Source organism: Pseudoalteromonas shioyasakiensis (assembly GCF_019134595.1).
GTDB classification, from domain to species: Bacteria; Pseudomonadota; Gammaproteobacteria; order Enterobacterales; family Alteromonadaceae; genus Pseudoalteromonas; species Pseudoalteromonas shioyasakiensis_A.
In genome coordinates, this window is sequence record NZ_CP077770.1 from 3,678,591 (window position 1) to 3,698,453 (window position 19,863).

15 protein-coding genes and 1 riboswitch are annotated in these 19,863 nt (G+C 41.7%); of the genes, 5 read left to right on the plus strand and 10 right to left on the minus strand.

Annotated features, from left to right (window positions below):
- Window positions 1-282: 282 nt before the first annotated feature.
- Window positions 283-1,227, minus strand: coding sequence for a ribosome biogenesis GTPase YlqF (gene ylqF, locus KQP93_RS17010; RefSeq protein ID WP_054562949.1), 945 nt, complete (start codon window positions 1,225-1,227; stop codon window positions 283-285).
- Window positions 1,228-1,318: 91 nt separating this feature from the next.
- Here ylqF and KQP93_RS17015 point away from each other — a divergent pair, with 91 nt between their 5' ends.
- Complete coding sequence (locus tag KQP93_RS17015) at window positions 1,319-1,855, plus strand: YaeQ family protein (RefSeq protein WP_054552313.1); 537 nt, start codon at window positions 1,319-1,321, stop codon at window positions 1,853-1,855.
- Between the two features lie 8 nt (window positions 1,856-1,863).
- Window positions 1,864-2,469: a PGAP1-like alpha/beta domain-containing protein gene (locus KQP93_RS17020; RefSeq protein ID WP_062566321.1), complete on the plus strand. Its 606-nt coding sequence runs from the start codon at window positions 1,864-1,866 to the stop codon at window positions 2,467-2,469.
- Between the two features lie 4 nt (window positions 2,470-2,473).
- Here KQP93_RS17020 and KQP93_RS17025 read toward each other — a convergent pair whose 3' ends face one another.
- Window positions 2,474-2,683 (minus strand): hypothetical protein, encoded by a 210-nt coding sequence (locus tag KQP93_RS17025; protein WP_054562952.1) that lies wholly within the window; start codon window positions 2,681-2,683, stop codon window positions 2,474-2,476.
- 364 nt (window positions 2,684-3,047) lie between these two features.
- Here KQP93_RS17025 and KQP93_RS17030 point away from each other — a divergent pair, with 364 nt between their 5' ends.
- A complete protein-coding gene (locus KQP93_RS17030; protein ID WP_054562953.1) occupies window positions 3,048-3,521 on the plus strand; it encodes a Dps family protein in 474 nt (157 codons plus the stop codon).
- Between the two features lie 58 nt (window positions 3,522-3,579).
- Here the strand turns inward: KQP93_RS17030 and KQP93_RS17035 are convergent, their stop codons facing one another.
- From KQP93_RS17035 to KQP93_RS17055, 5 genes are all read right to left on the minus strand, one after another.
- Window positions 3,580-3,981, minus strand: a complete 402-nt coding sequence (locus KQP93_RS17035; RefSeq protein ID WP_217875323.1) for a hypothetical protein — start codon at window positions 3,979-3,981, stop codon at window positions 3,580-3,582.
- A 66-nt stretch (window positions 3,982-4,047) separates the two neighbouring features.
- Window positions 4,048-6,126: a S9 family peptidase gene (locus KQP93_RS17040; protein WP_217875324.1), complete on the minus strand. Its 2,079-nt coding sequence runs from the start codon at window positions 6,124-6,126 to the stop codon at window positions 4,048-4,050.
- Window positions 6,127-6,563: 437 nt separating this feature from the next.
- Window positions 6,564-7,133 (minus strand): chitin-binding protein, encoded by a 570-nt coding sequence (locus KQP93_RS17045; RefSeq protein WP_217875325.1) that lies wholly within the window; start codon window positions 7,131-7,133, stop codon window positions 6,564-6,566.
- A 107-nt stretch (window positions 7,134-7,240) separates the two neighbouring features.
- Window positions 7,241-7,324, minus strand: a riboswitch (cyclic di-GMP riboswitch).
- 134 nt (window positions 7,325-7,458) lie between these two features.
- On the minus strand, window positions 7,459-10,596 hold the full coding sequence (locus KQP93_RS17050) for an efflux RND transporter permease subunit (RefSeq protein ID WP_217875326.1): 3,138 nt from the start codon (window positions 10,594-10,596) through the stop codon (window positions 7,459-7,461).
- 9 nt (window positions 10,597-10,605) lie between these two features.
- Entirely contained in the window at window positions 10,606-11,778 is a 1,173-nt protein-coding gene (locus KQP93_RS17055) for an efflux RND transporter periplasmic adaptor subunit (RefSeq protein WP_054562957.1), read from the minus strand.
- A 265-nt stretch (window positions 11,779-12,043) separates the two neighbouring features.
- On the opposite strand from KQP93_RS17055, the gene KQP93_RS17060 reads away from it, so the two are divergent.
- Window positions 12,044-14,554 (plus strand): zinc-dependent metalloprotease, encoded by a 2,511-nt coding sequence (locus KQP93_RS17060; protein WP_217875327.1) that lies wholly within the window; start codon window positions 12,044-12,046, stop codon window positions 14,552-14,554.
- Between the two features lie 54 nt (window positions 14,555-14,608).
- On the opposite strand, the gene KQP93_RS17065 is transcribed toward KQP93_RS17060, so the two are convergent.
- Window positions 14,609-15,223, minus strand: a complete 615-nt coding sequence (locus KQP93_RS17065) for a PQ-loop domain-containing transporter (protein WP_217875328.1) — start codon at window positions 15,221-15,223, stop codon at window positions 14,609-14,611.
- Window positions 15,224-15,494: 271 nt separating this feature from the next.
- On the opposite strand from KQP93_RS17065, the gene KQP93_RS17070 reads away from it, so the two are divergent.
- Complete coding sequence (locus KQP93_RS17070) at window positions 15,495-16,634, plus strand: tetratricopeptide repeat protein (protein WP_217875329.1); 1,140 nt, start codon at window positions 15,495-15,497, stop codon at window positions 16,632-16,634.
- 1 nt (window position 16,635) lies between these two features.
- Here KQP93_RS17070 and KQP93_RS17075 read toward each other — a convergent pair whose 3' ends face one another.
- Both KQP93_RS17075 and KQP93_RS17080 read right to left on the minus strand, forming a co-directional pair.
- Window positions 16,636-19,458, minus strand: a complete 2,823-nt coding sequence (locus KQP93_RS17075; protein WP_217875330.1) for a TolB family protein — start codon at window positions 19,456-19,458, stop codon at window positions 16,636-16,638.
- Between the two features lie 85 nt (window positions 19,459-19,543).
- A complete protein-coding gene (locus KQP93_RS17080) occupies window positions 19,544-19,786 on the minus strand; it encodes a hypothetical protein (RefSeq protein WP_217875331.1) in 243 nt (80 codons plus the stop codon).
- Window positions 19,787-19,863: the final 77 nt, after the last annotated feature.

Below are 19,863 nucleotides of genomic sequence, written 5' to 3' on the forward strand. Positions count from 1 at the left end.
AAGGTGTTGACAGTATTGCAAACCTAATTGATAATTAATCTCAACAAGCCAAACGAAGTATGATGACTTGTTCAGATTGAATTTGTTTCTCCCCAGAAACGCGTGTCGCCACGTTAAAGCTTTAGCTTATATGTTGCTAATCACAACGCCCCTTGATGTTGGCAACATGTGAGCGACCCTACTTATTTTACTTGCTACATTGCTCATATCGGTGACGGTAGATATGAAACTAAAAAAGCCCTTGCAGGGCTTTTTTTATGTCTAAAAATTAATGCATTAACTTTATCGACGGTTCTTACGTGCACGTGCACGGCGTTGCTTTTTCTCTTCTTCTTTAGCGGCTTTTTTCGCCTCTGCAGCAGCGCGAAGCTCAGCAACCATTTGCTCTTCTTCTTCACGCATAGCCGGTGTTTCCATGGTAATACGACCAATAATGCCATCGCGTAATTCGTTAATAAGAATTTCAGACATTTTGTAAGTATCGATTTGATTACCACCGCGGATACAACCACGCTTTTTACCTGCCATTTCAACAAACTCCCAGTCAGACTCTGGTAGCTCATCAATTTTATAGCGGCTTTTTAAAAGCTCTGGGTATGCTTGCAGTAAATATTCAGCGGTGTAACTTGCCACTTCTTCGTAGTCGATAGCGGTATCACGAATAGCCCCAGTTGCCCCTAAACGATAACCAGAGTTTTCGTTCTCCACTTTAGGCCATAACATACCCGGTGTGTCGTAAAGCATAATGCCATCGTCAAGCTTAATACGTTGCTGCGCTTTGGTTACCGCAGGTTCATTACCTGTTTTTGCCACGATACGGCCAGCCAAGGTATTAATAAGAGTTGATTTACCAACGTTTGGAATACCCATGATCATGGCTTTAATTTGTTTATCAGCGCCTACTTTATGCGGCACTAACTTTTTACAAAGCTCATTAATGCGGTGCACTTCACCCGCTTTATCATTACCAAAATCAATCGCTTTCACACCACTTTGCTGCTCAAAGTAGTCTTTCCAAGCTTGCGTTAACTTAGGATCAGCCAAGTCCGCCTTGTTCATGATTTTGATTACCGGCTTGTCGCCACGCAGCGCAGTAACCATTGGGTTTTCACTACTATAAGGAATACGGGCATCAAGTACCTCAATGATCACATCCATCTGTGGCATGATTTCTTTAATTTCGTTTCGGGCTTTGTTCATGTGACCCGGGAACCACTGGATGGCCATTTTTAACTCCTACAAGATAATTTCACGGTATTTTAACTGGCTCGGCAACGAATTGCGCTATAATGACGCAAATTTTTTCAAGTAAGCAGTTATGGCTCTTAAATCAACCATTATTAAAGCGCAATTATCGTTAAGCGATATGGACCGCCACATTTATCAAGATTTCAATTTAACACTGGCACAACACCCATCAGAAACCGAACAACGCTTGATGATCCGCTTGTTGGCTTTTGCGCTAAATGCCCGTGAAGGCTTAGAGTTTACTAAAGGCTTATGCGCCGATGATGAGCCTGAGCTTTGGCATATTAACTATAGCGAAGAAATTGAATTATGGGTTGAGCTTGGGCTACCAGACGAAAAACGCCTGAAAAAAGCCTGCAATAAGTCGAAGCAAGTTGTTTTATATACCTACGGTGAAAATAACCAAGCGATTTGGTGGCAAAAACATCAACCTAAGTTGTATGATTTTAAAAACTTAAGTATTTTTAGTCTCGATTATGCCGCTACTCAGGCATTAGCCGACTTAGCTGATCGCAATATCAAGCTCACTATTACCATTCAAGATGGTGAAGTGTGGGTTAGCTCAGATACAGCAAATATCGAAATTAAACCGCAACAGTTAATGTAAGGAATGCGATGGCAATTAGGCAAGTTGTAGTATTACACGGACTTTATATGTCAGGCTTTGTGATGCGCCCACTGTGCGCGCGTCTTGAAAAGTCAGGTCTAAAAATACTCAATTTGACCTATAACACGCTATCTCCCGATAGAGCGGCAATATTCGATAAGATTGACCGCTTTATCGGTGGTAAACCTACCGCCTTAGTTTGCCATTCAATGGGCGGCTTGGTTGCTCGCGCTTACTTAGAGGCCAATTCTCTTCAAAGTCGCCACGTCGAAAAGGTGATCACCTTAGGCACCCCGCATAAAGGCAGTCATATTGCTAAGCAAATGCAGCAAAAAGGCTTTGAAATGCTGTTAAAAAATAGCGTGGAGTTTTTATTATCTGAGAATGGCGATTGGCCGTTTAATGCCAAGCTTTATAGTATTGCTGGTGACTTACCAATAGGGCTAATGCCACTGATTGCTAAAGGCAGTGTCTCCGATGGTACAGTTTTGATAGATGAAACCAAACTCAATGGCATGGCAGAACACAAGGTGTTTCATTTGAGTCACACCAGTATGATCTACTCACGCCAAGTGATGGATTACATTATTAAGCTTATAAATCAAAGTGAGTGATACTTTAATCTTCAGCACTTGCAGCCACTTTATATGAGATTAAAACAATGATCCCTAAGATCAATGGTACAGGTGCAGCAATATAGCCAAAGGTATCAAAGTTTGCGAAGCTAGCACCTGCTAGATGACCTACCAAACCGATAACAAACGCAAGTAATGCAATCACTACAACGACTATTTCAGCTTTGCTTTCTTTAACTGTTTTACCGTCCATTTTTCTTCTCCTGGTTAAATGCGGTAAAGTCATTATGCGCTTCTGGTTCGTTGTTTTTTTGACCTAAATCAAGTTCTAAATCGGCCAATTTATCAGCGAGTACAAACCTTGTTTTAGATCATACTTTCTGCCTAATTTTTGAATATTTGCAAAATAAGGTAGATTTTTTGCTCAGTTGCCCCAAGTCTATATAAAAGTAATTCAAAGTTGTGTTGATAGTGCACAAATGGGCAAAACCAACCTTTGATAGCTAAAACCTATCACTGTGTTCGAATTAAACCATTTTACAGATTAACCAAGATGGCTAATACTTAACACCAAGCACTAGCAAGTAAACACTTAACGGTTTTTTAAGGAGCAATCTATGTCACAGGTAAATGCAATTGGTTTAAACAGCGCAAAAAGTGAAGATATCGTAAATTCACTAAACTCTTTACTAAGCTGCTACCAAATCCAATACATGAACGCACGCGGCTTTCATTGGAATATCAAAGGTCGTAACTTTTTTGAATTACACCTTAAATTTGAAGAAATTTATAACTTACTACTTGAGAAAGTAGACGAGATTGCAGAGCGTATTTTAACGTTAGGCGGTACACCGGTACATGCATTCTCTGAGTACATCGAAGATAGCAAGATCAGTGAAGCTAAAAATATCACTGAAGGTACTGCTGCAGTAGAAAACCTTTTAGCAGGTTACAGCACGCTTATTCAAATGCAGCGTGAAATCCTTGCACAAGCAGGTGATGCAGATGACGAAGGTACAGCATCACTCATGGGCGACTACATTAAAGAACAAGAGAAACTTGTTTGGATGTTAAAAGCCTACCTTGGTTAATATTTAGAATTGACACGAAAAAGCCCTCAAATGAGGGCTTTTTTATATTTAGAAAGCATTACTTTAACCACTTTCTTAAATTATCGTACTCGGGTCTTGCTTGAAAAAAGCTTTCAGCATCTGGGTGAAAGTTAATATCCATTTCTACACCAGACCAAACTGTCTCTAATAAGTTGCGAGCAATGATATTCGCTTTAATATAATCAACGCGTTTGTAACCCCGCGCTTTTACAGCCTGAAAGTAAGCCTTTGCAATCTCAATACTATCGGCAGTTGCTAATTCAAATTGTTCCAAATTAACCACTGCATACTGAATTGAATTTTCAGGGTACTTCATGATTTCTTGACCGACTTCAATGCTAAATGAAGCAACGGCTTCTTTATTAAAGCTGCCACTCATTTCCACATAAATCACTGGCGGCTCAACAAAATAACGCCAATCACCATGGGCTTTAAACATGCTCACCCCTTTGAAATACAACTTAAGTTTACGCTTATAAAATTTATTTACTTATTTATCTAAGCCTTAATTCGGTAATAAAGCAATAAAAAAGGCCATTTCTAATGCCTTTTCCTCAAGGCTTTTAAAGCGACCCGATGCACCACCATGGCCTGCATCCATGTCGGTTTTAAATACCAAAATGTTGTCATCGGTTTTAAGTTCACGCAGCTTAGCAACCCACTTCATTGGCTCCCAATACTGCACTTGAGAGTCGTGGAACCCGGTGGTAACAAGAATATTAGGGTAAGCCTGCGGCTTGATATTATCGTACGGCGAGTAAGCCTGAATCACATCATAAAACGCAGGATCATTTGGGTTACCCCATTCGTCATATTCATTGGTCGTCAGTGGAATACTCTCATCGAGCATAGTGGTTAGTACATCTAAAAATGGCACATGACAACCAATACCTAAATAAAGCTCAGGTGCTTGGTTAACCACAGCGCCCATTAATAAACCACCAGCACTGCCACCAGACGCGAATACTTTTTCTGGGTGCGCATAGCCTTGCTCAGTAAGCGCATGCGTAACATCAATAAAATCGCTAAAACTATTTTGCTTATATTGCTTTTTACCTTGCTCATACCAATGACGACCTAGCATTTCACCACCACGAATATGCGCAATCGCATAAACAAAGCCGCGGTCTAACAAACTTAGTGAGCTACTTGAAAAGCTAGGATCGATGGTAATACCGTACGCACCATAGCCATATTGCAACAGCGGGTTAGTACCGTCTTTATTAAATTTATCAATGCGATAAACCAAAGAAACCGGCACTTGTTCGCCATCTCTTGCAGTAACCATTACACGTTCTGAGCGATAATGCTCTGGGTTAAAATCCCCGAGCACTTGCTGTTGTTTTAATAAGGTTTTGTTACCTGTTTTTAAATCAACATCATACAAAGAACCTGGCGTAGTTAAGCTTGAATAGTAAATGCGCGCAGTGCTCACATTCGGCTCTGGATTCATTGCAATTGCAGCATAATAACAAGGATCATCAAACTCTAAAGTAAGACGCTCTGCTTGCTGATTAACCACCACAAAGCGTGTTTGGCCAAGCTCGCGCTCAGTGAGGATAAGATAGTCATCGAAAATCTCGACCCCTTCTAATAGTACGTTCTCGCGATGTGCTGTATGCTCCTGCCAACGATTTTTATCGGCAATGGTGCTTTGTGTCGCGGTCATTAAACGAAAGTTTTTCGCTTGCCAGTTGGTCACAATGTAAAAGGTATCACCTAGCTTATCGACATCGAACTCATGGCCTTCTTCGCGTGGCATTAAGGCGCTAAATTCACCCTCTGGGTTATTCGCATCAAGCACCCAAGTATCGTTTGTTTCTGTAGTCGCAAGGTCAATAATGATAAGACTTTCATCGCGGCTTTTGCCAAGCCCCATAAAGAAACTTTTATCTTGCTCTTCATAAACAAGTACGTCGTCAGCTTGCGGGGTGCCTAAAACATGGCGGAAAACCTGAAAACCCAATAAGGTCTGCAGGTCTTTTTTCACATAAAAAACCGTTTTGTTATCATTAGCCCACACCACTTGGCCTTCGGTGTTTTCCAGCACATCACTAAACATCTCACCGCTGGCAATATTTTTAAAACGCACGGTATAAATACGACGACCTTCGGTGTCTTCAGAGTAAGCAAGTAGCTGCTCATCAGGGCTAATTGCAACTTCACCTAACTCATAAAATTCGTAATCGCCAGCTAATTGATTTACATCTAACAATATGTGCTTGTCGCGCGCTTCTATTGAGCTGCTACGATAATGGCGTGCATATTCATCGTCGCCACGTACTTCTGAGTGATACCAATATTGGCCATCTTTCACGGGTACCGTATTGTCATCTTTTACAATACGATCTTTTAACTCATTAAATAGCTGTTCGCGCAGTGGTTTTATGTCGGCAAGTTGTTTATCGCAATAATCGTTTTCGGCATTTAAGTGCGCTAATACATCTGTATTTTCACGCTCATCATCACGCATCCAATAATAGTTATCGGTGCGCGTCAGTTGGTGAGTAGTTAATTGCTGAGGCTGTTTTTTTGCAACAGGAGGATGCGCTAATAAAGACAAAGAATACGAATTTGACGACACAAGAAAAACCAAAATAAAAAACGAATTGCTGGCAGTTTATCACAGAATTATACCAATCAGCTTAATTAAGTAGTCTATTTTGAGGCAAGAAAACCTCGTTGATAACAAGGCAAAAATTTCGCTATTTAGTTGTTCTAAATGAGAAATTTTTAACGCAGTTAGCGACAGATTTAATCCCTCAAAATGATTAATACCAATCCGCTTAATTAAGTAGTCTATTTTGAGGCAATGAAACCTCGCTGATAACAAGGCAAAAATTTCGTTATTTAGTTGTTCTAAATGAGAAATTTTTAACGCAGTTAGCGACAGGTTTAATCCCTCAAAATGATTAAGTATTATTGCGGTTTGGTATAAGTATTATTGCGGGTTGGTATTAAAAAAGCCCACTCAAATTGAGTGGGCTAAGCAATGCTAAAATAGCATTTAGGGGGAAACTGTTAATGCGATACTTGCTGCCAAGCCATAGCCCAGCTTTTTCCTACACCTGGCTCAAACAGCGGGTTGTGTGAATCTTTAACACGACAAAACTCGCTAAATGGCCATGGTTTACACATATAAACATGACCTGTTTTTGGCTGTAGTACTTTAACACCCGCACTGTAATCGCTGCATGCTTGTGGGTATACATAGTCATAATCTTGTAGACTATCTTGCACTCGCTCTTTACATTTTGCGATGCAATTAAACGCCACTTTTACATGCGTAATACCCGAACCTTCAAGGGCATAAATTTGGTTTGAACGGTACGCAACCACTAAACCTTGTTCAGTCATTTTGCCCGCTTTTACCAGCGGAACATGCACATTTATGTGCTCGGCAACAGAACGAGGCCAATTATGAGGCTCCCCCTGATCAGAACTGCTGATCGGGTATTCGAATGATAAATCGACTAGCTCTCCTTGCATGTCATAAAAGGTCACAATCACCTTATCACCAACAAACAGCTGGGTATGATGATTTAAGCAACCAATCGGCAACCACTTCCCGGAGGCCATTGACGTATGCATAAACAAAATATCACCCTAAGAACAACTAATAGGCATTATCTAACAACCGAACAAAATAAATACTTTTAGTTTGAGGCAAGTGAACCAAAGCACTAGATTATGTGCTTATCAGCGGTCCCGCTATCATAGTTTAAAACCTTAGACCGGAAACTTTGCGTCCTAACCTTTCAGTTAGTTTGCCAAAAACAAGACTGAGTATAATCGTGACTGAATCACAAATCAAACAAAAGAATGTAACCAAACGTCTTATATAGCAAATAGTTACTAGTAAATGCGTTAGGTACAAAAAAGCCAACCTCTTGGTTGGCTTTTCGCAAATGGGTTGTTAATCCCTTGCTAGCTTTCTTCTGGTCACTACTCGGTGCCCTGCACGGAATACATTCAAGAAGCCATTACCCACATCACTCATTACAATGTACAAGCAAGGTACTAGTACTAAAGTGATTAGAGTTGCAAACATAACCGCAAAACCAAGTGCTACTGCCATTGGAATTACAAACTTAGCTTGCAAGCTGGTTTCGAACATAATCGGTAATACACCGGCAAAGGTTGTAATTGATGTCAGGGTGATTGCTCTAAAGCGCGCACAACCTGCTTCAATAACCGCTTGGCGAGTTGAAATACCTTCGCGGCGCGCTTGGTTTACAAAGTCGGTCATAACTAACGAGTCATTAATTACAACACCCGCTGCGGCAATCAAGCCAAAGCCCGACATCAAGCTAATATCTAAACCAAACCAGAAGTGACCCCAAATTGCACCGGTTAAACTAAATGGAATAACCGACATAACAATAAGAGGTTGCGAATAGCTCTTAAGCGGTACTGCAAGCAAGATATAAACTAAAATCATACCGCCGATGAAGAACATGATTTGCTCGTTAGCTTGCGCTTGTTGTTCTTCAATAGAACCACCTAGCTCAGTTTTAACTGATGGGTATTCCTCTTTTAACTGCGGTAATAAGTTTTCATCAACTTGCTTAACTACTTCGCCCGGTTCAATCGCTTCTTCATCGATACTGCCGTAGATATACACAGTACGATAGCCACCTTCACGGCGAATATAGCTAATACCTGGTTTTTCGTTCAGTTCAACAACATCACCCAGCATCACCTCTTGGCCTGCAGGCGTTGTGATAACGGCGTGCTTTAATGATGCAAACGCTTCACGTGTTAGTTTCGGGTAACGAACCATAACACGTACTTCTTCACCGCGACGAATAACACGCTGTGCTTCACCACCGTAAAAGCTTGCGCCCACTTGGTTAGCAATATTGGAAAGGTCTAAACCTAAATCATATGCCACAGGTTTTAAGCTTAATTGTACTTCTTTGCTCGCCGGATCGATGGTCGAACTAATATCAAATAAACCTTTTTGCTGTTGTAATAGTTGGATGAAACGACGACCAGCCTCGTTTAATGTATCGATATCTGGACCGTAAAGTAAGTAACCAAACTCACCATCCATACCACCGCCATTTACATCATCGTAAATTTGCAGTGATTTCACACCTGGGATGCTTGGCATTTGTTCACGCCATCGACGAGATAATTCGAATGCGTTATACGGGCGAAGCTCTTCATCTACCAGCGGAGCAAGTAATTGTGCTTCAGTACGACCTTGGTTGAACACTAAGATATCGCGAATAAGCTTTTGGCCAAATTCACGTTCTGTCTCTTGGTCTACCTTATTAACCATGCTCTCAATTTCACGAATGGCATTAATCGTTTGCATATCCGAGGCATTTTCATTCATTTCTAAACGAATTTGCGGAAAGTCATGAGGTACTTTTGGTGTTGGCACCACACGCACTTGGTTTGATGAAATTAAGCCAAACGTCAAAATCAATAAACCGATAAACGCAAATAGCACAAACCAGCGCCACTCTACACACAGCTCAATAAAACGCTTATATGGGCCATTTACAAACTCAAAAAAACGTTTGTTAAAACGTGCTCGCCAGCTATTTGGGTTAATTGGCGGAAACTTAGTATGGGCAATGTGTGCCGGTAAAATAAGTTTTGATTCAATTAAACTGAATATCAGACACAGGATAACCACCACGGCGATACCAAAGAAGAATGCGCTCTCTGGACCACTTGATAATGTAAACGGTGCAAATACAGCAATCGTTGTTAAAACACCAAATGTTGCTGGGGTCGCAACGCGTTTTGCGCCATTTACCACGTTTACAACACCACCGCCTTTTTTCTCAATTTCGGTGTAGGCGCTTTCCCCTATGACTATAGCATCGTCGACCACGATCCCGAGCACCATAATAAAGGCAAATAGCGATACGATATTAATACTGATACCAAATAATGGCATCATCATCATTGCCCCTAAGAAACACACAGGTAAACCAATCATTACCCAAAGTGCCAACTTAAAGCGCAAGAAGATAGACAACATAATGGCAACCAAGATAGCCCCTTGGAATAAATTACTTTTCATCATGTCTAAACGGGCATTTAAGTAGTAAGTCATGTCCATTAATGGCTCAAGACGCAGGCCAGCCGGTAGCTCTTTATTCTTTTGCTCAATAAACGCTTTAACTGAGTCTGCAACCGGGATCATGTTTTGTTCTTTGGTTGCTTTTACTGATAAATAAACGGCATTTTCACCATTAAATTTAAAGTAGCGTTCACCTTCTGTGAATTGGTCTTTAATCACAGCAATGTCGTTTAGCAGCACTTTCGCGCCATTAGCACCAATTTTGACTGGGATCTGGCGGAACTCATCACCGCTATAATACTGGTTTTCAACACGTACCGAGATAATACCTGCGTCAGTACGTAGTTGACCTGCCGAGATATTGGCAGAGTAACGACGTACCGCACTGGCAACCTCACTTAAAGTAAGGTTGTATTGACGCAGTGAATCAGGATCAATTTCAATTGCAATCTCATCAAGTGGTACATCGTTTTGCACCAGCGACACATTAGATAATTGCAGTAACTCATCTTCAATTTTATTTGCAACTGGCTTTAACTCAGTAAGTGGAATATCACCTACCAGCGTCATACCAATCACATCTTGGCGAAATTCAACCTGACTGATAGTAACCGGCTCCATGCCCGCAGGGAAAGTCGCAATACTGTCTACTCGTAGCTTCACTTTATCAAGCACATCAGTGAGCTCTGCGTCTGTATTGATCTCTAAGCTTGCACGACCATTATTTCGAAACGCACGATATACACCACGTTTAATTTCGGTGACATCTTTTAGTGATTCTTCAATTTTGATCAGAATACTTTCTTCAATTTCCTGTGGTGAGGCACCCGGATAATTGGCCTGCACCTCGATATAGTTAATTTCAATATTCGGGAACATCTGGCGCTGAATAGTGAAATAACTAATGATCCCCATGATGATGATAAACACCATCATTAAGTTAGCAGCGACCGAGTTATTGGCAAAGTAGGCAATAATGCCAGACTGTTTTTCTGTGTTTGTATCAGTCATAGTGCTACCTTAAAGCTTTTCAACCGCTGCAGTTTCTGCATCGCTTGTCATTTCTTTCATACCTGCAACCTTCACTTCCATACCCTCTTGCGGGTACTCAGGTAGCGTCAGAACCAACTGGTCATTCACTTCAAGGCCATCACTAATGTAGAAGTACTCACCTTCTTCGCGTACTACCGTTACTTTGCGTGGTTCAAGTTTATTCTCGTCGTTCACAATCCACACCGTCTGGTTATTCACTAAAGACTGCGGTAAACGGTAGATATTTTGTAATGTTGCACCGGCAAAGCTCACTTGTACGTAAGCACCAAATTTAATTGGTTGTACGTCATGCTTTAAGCCGTATGGGTCATCAACACGAACAACTAAGTTGCTCATACGCGTCGCGTTATCAACTACGCCTAAGTCACGGTCAATTTCGGCTTCACGAGTAAAGCTGTTTAAGCCTTTATTGATAATGGTCGCTTTAACGCCTTTTAAGCGTTTTGGCAAAAATACACTATCGAAACCAGCGATTGGTACAATGATTTCTGCACTTTCAATATTGTTAATTTCAGCAACTTGGCTACCCACATTGATGTATTGACCGACACCAATTTCACGGCTGATCACCAATGCATCGTAAGGTGCTTTTACCTCACAGCGAGCAAGGTCACGCTCGGCACGTTTTAATGCCGCTTGCGCTGATTTAACAGCGGCTTGCGCGCTTAAAACTTGAGGCTTACGTAGGAATAAGTCAGTGCGCTCACGCTCTGGGTAACGTCTTGCTTCATCCTCTGCCACTTTAGCTTGTGCTTGCTCTTCGATCAGTGCCGCTTGAGCACTAGCAAGTGACGCTTCAGCTTGTAGTACAGCTGCTTCGTAGTTGTCTTTTTCGATGGTAAATAACACTTCACCACGAGCTACGATGCCACCAGCAACAAAATTTGGATGCCAGCTTGTAACTTCACCAGCCACTTGCGAGGCTAGTAAGGTACTTTCAAGCGGTTTCACTTCGCCGTAACTATTAATAATCACTTGATGATCATCACTTGCTACTGGCTCAACCTGTACTAAAGGACGCACATCAACTACATCCTTGTCTTTAGGCTCTTGAGCAATCGCGTTGATTGCCTTAAAACCAGCAACACCAACGATTAATGCAACAAACGGTAATATCCATTTTAATAAACTTGTGCGCATAACTTACACCTATAAAAATTTCACTGGCCCTATCATACCAAAGCTGACAGAAACATTAATGTGACATTTGTAAGGAACTGTTACAAAAACAGATAAATTGACAACACACACCTAAAAATTCATCTAAGAACAATTTGTTACAAACAAAATAAACGTAATATCAAAAGCTTACAAACTTACTTTCACACTTGTTAACAAACAGCCTTTTATCAAGGGGTTAATTCATTAAACTTGATTGAGAAATAATTAAAGGAACGAGTTAACAATGAAAATAACAAACATTGCGCTGGCACTAAGCCTAGCGTTTGCCATGAATGGCCACGCAGCCGAAACAAAAAAAGAAGAAAAGAAACCAAAAACGCTGGCTGAAATGATCAAAGATAAAAGCGAGTTTGCCGGTGTTTTCAGCATTTACCAAGATGCGAAAACGGGTGATAACTTAATGGTGATCGACCAATCTCAACTTGATACACCGTTTGTGTATTTTGCTCACACCGTTGATGGTGTTACTGATGCAGGCCACTTCAGAGGGGCATACCGTGAGACAAAACTAATTGAGTTTCGTAAATACTTTGACCGCATTGATATTATTAGCAAAACACCGCGCTATAAATTTGATGAAAATTCAGCCCTAGCGCGCTCTGCCGATGCCAACGTCAGCGAAGCAGTCCTTGCGAGTATTAAAATCGAAAAAGAAGAAGACGGCAAAATTGCCTTTAATGTTGATAAACTATTTTTAAGTGAAGCACTGCATAAAGTGTCACCTTGGGCAAACCCAAAAGATAAAAATGCCAGCAAACGCTTTAAACTTGGTAAGTTAAACGACAAAAAATCGCGAATCGTTAAACAGCGCCCTTACCCAAATAACCTAGATGTTGTAGTGGATTATGTATTTTCTAATGCTAACCCAACAGTACGAGGCTCAAAAGCCGTAAGCGACCCTCGTAATGTTTCAATTAAAGTACAGCATTCATTTGTTGCGTTACCGAAAAATGATTATCAAGCTCGCCAAGATGACGCGCGTATTGGTTATTTCACTAACGAATTCGACAATATGACATCAGCGGATTGGGCACCTTATGAAGATGTCATCAAGCGCTGGGACTTACAAAAGAAAGACCCGTCAGCTGCACTTTCAGAGCCAGTTAAACCGATTACTTGGTGGATTGAAAACACTACGCCAGTTGAATGGCGTGACACTATTCGTGATGCAGTACTAGCATGGAATAGCTCATTTGAAAAAGCGGGCTTTAAAAATGCCATCGAAGTAAAAGTACAGCCTGATGACGCTGATTGGGATGCAGGCGATATTAACTACAACGTATTACGTTGGACTGCATCACCGCGCCCACCATTTGGCGGTTATGGTCCTGCCCTTGCGAACCCATTAACCGGTGAGATTTTAGGCTCTGACATCATGTTAGAGTATGTTTTCATGAAAAACCGTTGGATGTACGACACCTTATACACCCAAGGTGCAGCCGCGCTTGAAACTAACCAAAGCAGCACAGATTTACATTGCTCATTGGGTCACAGCATTCAAGAAAACATGCTACTTGCTAAAGGCTTAGGCACAGGTGCGAGCATTGAAGACAAAGAGATTTTACGCCAAGGCTTAACTCAGCTAGTTTTACACGAAGTGGGCCATACCCTTGGTCTTAACCACAATATGAAATCATCTATCCTGTGGGATGAAAAAGAAGTTCACGATAAGAGCAAAACGCAAGGTATCGTAACGGGTTCTGTTATGGACTATGCCCCAGCAAACATCGCCCCTATTGGCATGCAGCAAGGTGATATCTTCCAAACAAAACCTGGTCCTTACGATGATTGGGCAATTGAATACGGCTACAGCCAAGCATTGGCTGATAAAGCCGCTGAGCAGCAGCGCCTTGAAAAAATTCTCGCTCGCTCATCTGAGCATGCTTTAGCTTTTGGTAATGATGCTGATGATATGCGTGCCCCAGGCCGCCATATCGACCCACGTGTAATGATTGGTGATATGTCATCTAACCCTGCCGCATATGCTGATGATCGTATGGAGCTTATCAATAAGCTGTTTACTGAACTTAAAGACAATGCCACGGTTAATGGTGAGTCATACCAGCAGCTAGTTACCTCAGCGAACATTTTATTTAGAAGCTACAGAACACAAGCAGGCGTGGTATCTCGTCAAATTGGTGGTGTTTATGTAGAACGTAATGTGGTGGGCGATTACAAAAATGGTGCACCATTTACGCCTGTGCCACTTGAGCGCCAGCAACATGCAATGCAAGTGTTAGCCGACAAAGTATTCTCGCCAAATGTGCTTGCTAGCATGCAGCCACTGTATAACTACCTGCTACAGCAGCGTCGTGGTTTTAATCATTATGGTAAGAACGAAGACCCTAAACCACATGGCATGATTTTAGGCATGCAAAAGCTGGTACTTGCTCAGTTGTTACACCCAGCGGTCATGCTGCGTATTTCAGACAGTGCAATGTATGGCAACGAGTATTCACTTAACCAATTTATGAATGACTTAACAGCAAGCATTTTTGTAGACAGCAAAAAAGCAAATACCCTAAGTCACAATCTACAAGTTGAATATGTGAATCAGCTAATCGCGATTGCTGGTTTAGGTAAAGCCAGCAAGCACGATAACCTAGCCAAAGCAGCTGCACTTTATCAGTTAAATCAAATTGCTGATATGAGCGTACCTTGGGGTGCAGACACCGCAGCTAAAGCGCATAAACAATATATCGATCGCTTAATTAGTAAAGCGCTTGAAGCATAAGTAAAAAAACACAAAAAAGGCTGCCACTTGGCAGCCTTTTGTTTTTTAGGTAGTTTAAGCCATTGCCGGGCGCGATTTATAATACTGAATACATCCTAGTTGCGCGGCATTAGTCAGTAGAATCATTACAAAGGTCAGTATGTGAGACACACTCGGTGTCGCCATAGCAAGCTCGGCAGCGAGGCCGCAGCTTCCAGCAACAAACTGTAGGCTAAAGTAGCGCGCACTTAAATTACTAATATCACCACTTTTAATGGTTTTATAAGTCTGCGGCATGACACGAATAGAGCTCATGACTAAACCCACATAGGTTAGCCAGTTAAGCACCGTTGCTGTTTCATAATGAGGGTTAAGCAACAAACCAAAAGGCACGACCGAGATGGCTAATAACCCAACTAGCTGCATGCGTTGCTTTCGCGCAGCGTTGTAACGAACAAAGTAGTAAAGAATCACCCCACTTAGCATGCCGGTAACAACAAATGGCAAAACCATGTAAAAACGCTGAAAAAACAGGTTAAAGGTGATGAAATATAAACTTTGCGCAACACCAAAGCTCATCATTAACAGCGAAACGCCCGACACACTGCGATTTTTACGGATCTTATTTAAAAGCGGATAAAAGCTAAACGCTAAAATAAAGCATGAAATAATCGGCAAAAAGTGCGCCAAAACAGACCTCTCTCGTTACAATTTAGTTAATAAGTTAGCAGCTTATAAATCACCTATAAAAATACAGTAAACACCTGTTTTTAAAGCAATTTAAAAGAGCGCGGCATTGTAATGAGAGCGTTTTAGAATGCAATAAAGAATAAAAAATAAACAACAGGCTATTGGCAAGATATCCGTACAAGCTGTTTACAGCTGATGACACAAACGACTGACTTGAATAATCAATGTGATCTGGGTACATTGATTAAATAGTGCTCAGGAGGGTTAAGCCATGAAGTCAATTTTATATGCGCTTGTTTTAAGTACTTTTTTAGTTGGATGCAAGAGTACAAAACAACAACCAACGCCACCACCGAGTGTGGCCAGCTTACTCAATGCAGCACACTTTAAACACGTTGAACTTAGCGACCCAGAGCTCTTTACGCTCCCTGCCGATGAGCAGAAACGTTTTCTTGATTATTTTACCAAGCGTCAGGGTAGTGATTTAAGGGATGACCAAATCCTATATCACTATTTAGAAAATAAGCTCACCAATTTTAATTACTTTAGCGCCACACTTAATGCCCAGCAGACTCTTCAAGGTCATCAAGGTAACTGTATTAGCTTAGCAATCTTAACCCATGCCTATGCTCAACTAGCAGGACTTAAAACCAGTTTTCAAGCGGTCTCAAGTGAGCCTGTTTATAGCAAACAAAATAACATCGTGTATGTATCGGGCCATTTTCGCACCAAAGTCTACGCCCCTTTAAATGAGGACGATAATTACTTGGTGCCGCCAGGCACAGTCATCGATTACTTCCCTGCTCGTGGTAGTTTTTACTCTGGCCGCGCTGAATTAAAAGACTTAATTAGCCGCTATTACAGTAATTTGGCTGCTAAAGCACTGGCCTTGAAACAATTCGACTTAAGCTACAGTTATATATTAAAAGCCAATGAATACACCCCAAATGCAGCAGCACTTTATAATCTAGCTGCCGTATTACATCGCCAAGCGGGTGATTTAGCTGGAGCAAAACATATTTATCAAACAGCAATGCAGCATGGCTTTAGCGATACAAATTTACTACATAATTACGCAGTGCTGGCCGAGCAACTTAATGATCAGGTTTTGGCAGAGCAGCTCAATTCACAATTGGCGATGCTAGAGCAAGATCCATTCGAGTTACTGGCAACGGCAATTAACGCCCGTAACAATGGTAAGCTTTACAAAGCAAAGCAACAACTCGAAGACGCTATAACATTAGCACCTTACTTATCAGAGCCTTATGTAGAATTAGCGATTATTAGTTACCAGCAGGGTAATGAACAAAGCAGTAAGGAATGGCTAGAAAAAGCCATTGAGATAGAAAGTAAAGACGAAAAACTGGCGTTATATCACGCCAAGCTTTTCGCCTTAAAGGACCAACACTAGGCTATAACGAGTAATAGAAGCTTAGCCAAGCCCGTAAATCATTTTCAAAGTCGTCGCCTTCTACCCGGGCGACGCCAAAATCGAGGTTTACATCGTTCAAACCAGCGGGCCCCATACCAAAGCTAAAGTCTCCTCGCCATTTTAGCCCGTAACTTTGTGCATAAACTCGGTTATCGACCTGATGCTGTTGGTAGTAAAGCCAAGGTAATGAATCTTTGTAACTAATACCCCCGCCATAGCCTTTATAGCGGTTACCTAATTGACTGATAAACGGTAGCTCAGGGGCAACAACAAAGCCGCTTTGCGTGTCTTTATTAATTAAGTTTGACTCATAACCGCCAAGCGCAAGGCTACTGTCATCGCGATATTGCTGTGCAAAATTAACATAAACAGGAATATCAAAAGCATAACCGCTCAATACGGTGGCAAAGTTATAGCCCTGCCAATTATTTGAGTCGGCATCACCGGATAACCACTGGGCACTTACAGACTGAGAAAAACCATATCGTTGTCTATCATGTTGCCATTTTTGTTCAAGCCCAAGCTTTAACCATTGATCATCCCCGTTACTAAAATCACTGTAGTTATAGCTCAAACTCGGTGTAATACTGAGCTGCTGAAACTGCATCGGGTAGCTCATGGCAAAATGTGCTCCTGTGTTACTTATGTTCACCGGCGTTTGTGAATGGTACTGTTTTGCTGATTCAAGGTCGTAATCAAATAACAGCGCTTTAAATTTTAAATTAAACGCTGAGTACTTAGCGGCCGCGAACACCCCTTCTAATGCTTTGTCATGTAAATCAGCACTGTAGCCTGCTTGTAAATCGAGCTGCTTTAAAAAGTCATTACTTTTGACCCCAAGGGTAAGCAGTGAAGATGATGCCGAATAATACTGAGATGCCAGCGAAAAGGTTGGTTTTTGCTGCCAAACATTATAATCGGCTGGTTCAGTTGGGCTTTGCAGGTATATTTTCGCCTCAGGTAATACTTCACTCGTTACTTGCCCTCGCGGTGGCGCTGCACTGCTTGCCAACTCAGCAACCTCTGATCCTTGTGGTTGCTCAGCAAAATGCTTGATATTCGGCCCTTCAGCAGTGATCGATAAATACAAAAGCTCACCGTTATTCATTGCCATTGGGTGCGCAACAGCTTCTTGGCTTTGCGTTAATTGGCGCAGTGAATTGCTTTGTAGATCATAATGATATAAATCGAGAGCGGCATTTTTACCGGCGACAAAATAAAGCCCTTTTCCATCTGCTTGCCAATTAGGTTGTGACACATACTGATAGCCCTCAGGCATAGGCACAGCTATTGATTGCTGAGAGCTCACATCTTGTATATACAACCTCCAATTAGCATTCAATGTCGCTTTTAAATAAGCAAGTTGAGTTTTATTAGGGCTTAGTAATGGATAGTCATAAACCGTCTCTAGGCTTTTCTCAAATAAAGGCGTAGCAACACCAGTATTGAGGTCAAGGCGCACTAGTTCAGAGAAACCATGCTTAATTTGCTCAGCATAAATAGTTTGCCCGTTATCACTGATACTAAAGCGGCGCAGCCCTGCATGATGCGTCAAAGCGCTCACTTTACCTGTTTCAATATCATAGCGGTATAAATCAGAAATACCTTGAATCGAGCCTTTTGCAACGGTTGTGGTAGCGGTGAAAAACAGTGTATTTTCGTCTAACCACTGCGGGTTTTTTATACCCTGCCTATTAATTTGGTGAAGCACGTGCTTTTGCTTACGTTTAAAAACACTAGGGGCTTTATCAGCAATATCCGCAGGGTCATCATCAAGTAACGTTTGTTGCTGCTTTGCAAAATCATCGGCAGCCTGTTGATTATCATCAGTGCTATAAATGACTAAACGGGTTTCGTCATCTTTGTTGCGCTCAACAATGGCAAGCTTACTGTTATCTAAACTTAAAACAGGGTTCGAAGCGTATAGATCAAGCTCTAACCAAAGCTTACTTGTAAGTGCTTGCTCACTTACCTCTTTAGCCATTGCTTTATAAGTATATTCGGCAATAAAACGGCGGTAGAGGCGCTCAGGTGAGTCGCCAAATACTCCGCTAAAGGCCTCATTAAAATCACGCGCTTTAACCGCTTGCATACGGGTCCAAACTGCATCAAGAGTTTGCGCTGAATAGTTTTCTTCAAGCCAAGCAAGAAAGCGAGAGCCCATTAAATACGCCATTGAGCCAGCTAAATAACCCCCTTCGGTACTACTTAATTGGCTATATTGTGGCAATGCACCTTGCTGTGCAAATTCAATCAGTATTGCCTCTGAAAGGTTATCGTATAAACGACCCCGCCCTGTCATTTTCGATTCAAGCAGCGTCGCATACCCTTCAGCAGCCCAGCGCGGCATTTCGCCTTCGACTAAGTCGTAAATATCCCAACTATTACGAATAGCTTGGCGCACGTCACTTCGAGTAGGCTGAGCAAGGTGCACCAAATGAATATATTCGTGCAAAATCAATAACTGCTGCCAGCCATCAGTGTTAGAAATTACCGTATCGGATTGTGGAGGCGTAGTAAACAAGGCCATTAAAGGCTTGTTAGTCACCGGCAAAGCAAAGCCATTGGAGGCGTTAAACGGGTCGAAAACCAGAACATCGACCACTTCATCAAGAGCACGGTTTTGCTGTTTTAGTACCTTATCGCGAACAATTTCAAGCTCTGTTGCCGCTGAACGGGCCCATTGCTGATTCTCAGTACTAAAATGCACATTAAAGTGCTCGGTATGAATAGTTTGCCAAGTCTCTTGGCTTGAAGCGTGGCTAGCAGCAAGTAGTGCCACAGTTAACAGGGCTTTTTTCATCACAATCCTTGATTAGCAAGTTGCTTAATTTAAGGGTTAGTATGCGATGCTTTTTTAAAAGGCTGAAGTTAAAAAGTGTAAGAAATTACTCGATTTTAAGTGGGCGAACCAAGCCTAGTAATTGATAAATAATAAAAATAGTCACAGCAAACATCAGGCTGCTTCTTAAAGCACCGAGCCCCGCGATGACTAAGGCCGCGGTCACAAGTAAAGCAATTGCTGTAACAGCAACACTTACACACAAGCCCTTACACTCCTGCTGCGAACGTGCATAACAAAGTAAGGCAGCAACACCTGAAATAGCTAAAAAAGGTAGTAAATAAATCATTGCGCACCCGTGGTTATTGACGTTGCGCTAGTATACCTCAATATTAAGATGAATCAATGATATTGAGAATTATTTTC

What these genes read in the sequence shown, in the direction of transcription:
- ylqF (WP_054562949.1), bottom strand. Translation starts at nt 1,227, where the DNA reads ATGGCCATCCAGTGGTTCCCGGGTCACATGAACAAAGCCCGAAACGAA.
- KQP93_RS17015 (WP_054552313.1), top strand. Translation starts at nt 1,319, where the DNA reads ATGGCTCTTAAATCAACCATTATTAAAGCGCAATTATCGTTAAGCGAT.
- KQP93_RS17020 (WP_062566321.1), top strand. Translation starts at nt 1,864, where the DNA reads ATGGCAATTAGGCAAGTTGTAGTATTACACGGACTTTATATGTCAGGC.
- KQP93_RS17025 (WP_054562952.1), bottom strand. Translation starts at nt 2,683, where the DNA reads ATGGACGGTAAAACAGTTAAAGAAAGCAAAGCTGAAATAGTCGTTGTA.
- KQP93_RS17030 (WP_054562953.1), top strand. Translation starts at nt 3,048, where the DNA reads ATGTCACAGGTAAATGCAATTGGTTTAAACAGCGCAAAAAGTGAAGAT.
- KQP93_RS17035 (WP_217875323.1), bottom strand. Translation starts at nt 3,981, where the DNA reads ATGTTTAAAGCCCATGGTGATTGGCGTTATTTTGTTGAGCCGCCAGTG.
- KQP93_RS17045 (WP_217875325.1), bottom strand. Translation starts at nt 7,133, where the DNA reads ATGCATACGTCAATGGCCTCCGGGAAGTGGTTGCCGATTGGTTGCTTA.
- KQP93_RS17050 (WP_217875326.1), bottom strand. Translation starts at nt 10,596, where the DNA reads ATGACTGATACAAACACAGAAAAACAGTCTGGCATTATTGCCTACTTT.
- KQP93_RS17055 (WP_054562957.1), bottom strand. Translation starts at nt 11,778, where the DNA reads ATGCGCACAAGTTTATTAAAATGGATATTACCGTTTGTTGCATTAATC.
- KQP93_RS17060 (WP_217875327.1), top strand. Translation starts at nt 12,044, where the DNA reads ATGAAAATAACAAACATTGCGCTGGCACTAAGCCTAGCGTTTGCCATG.
- KQP93_RS17070 (WP_217875329.1), top strand. Translation starts at nt 15,495, where the DNA reads ATGAAGTCAATTTTATATGCGCTTGTTTTAAGTACTTTTTTAGTTGGA.
- KQP93_RS17075 (WP_217875330.1), bottom strand. Translation starts at nt 19,458, where the DNA reads ATGAAAAAAGCCCTGTTAACTGTGGCACTACTTGCTGCTAGCCACGCT.
- KQP93_RS17080 (WP_217875331.1), bottom strand. Translation starts at nt 19,786, where the DNA reads ATGATTTATTTACTACCTTTTTTAGCTATTTCAGGTGTTGCTGCCTTA.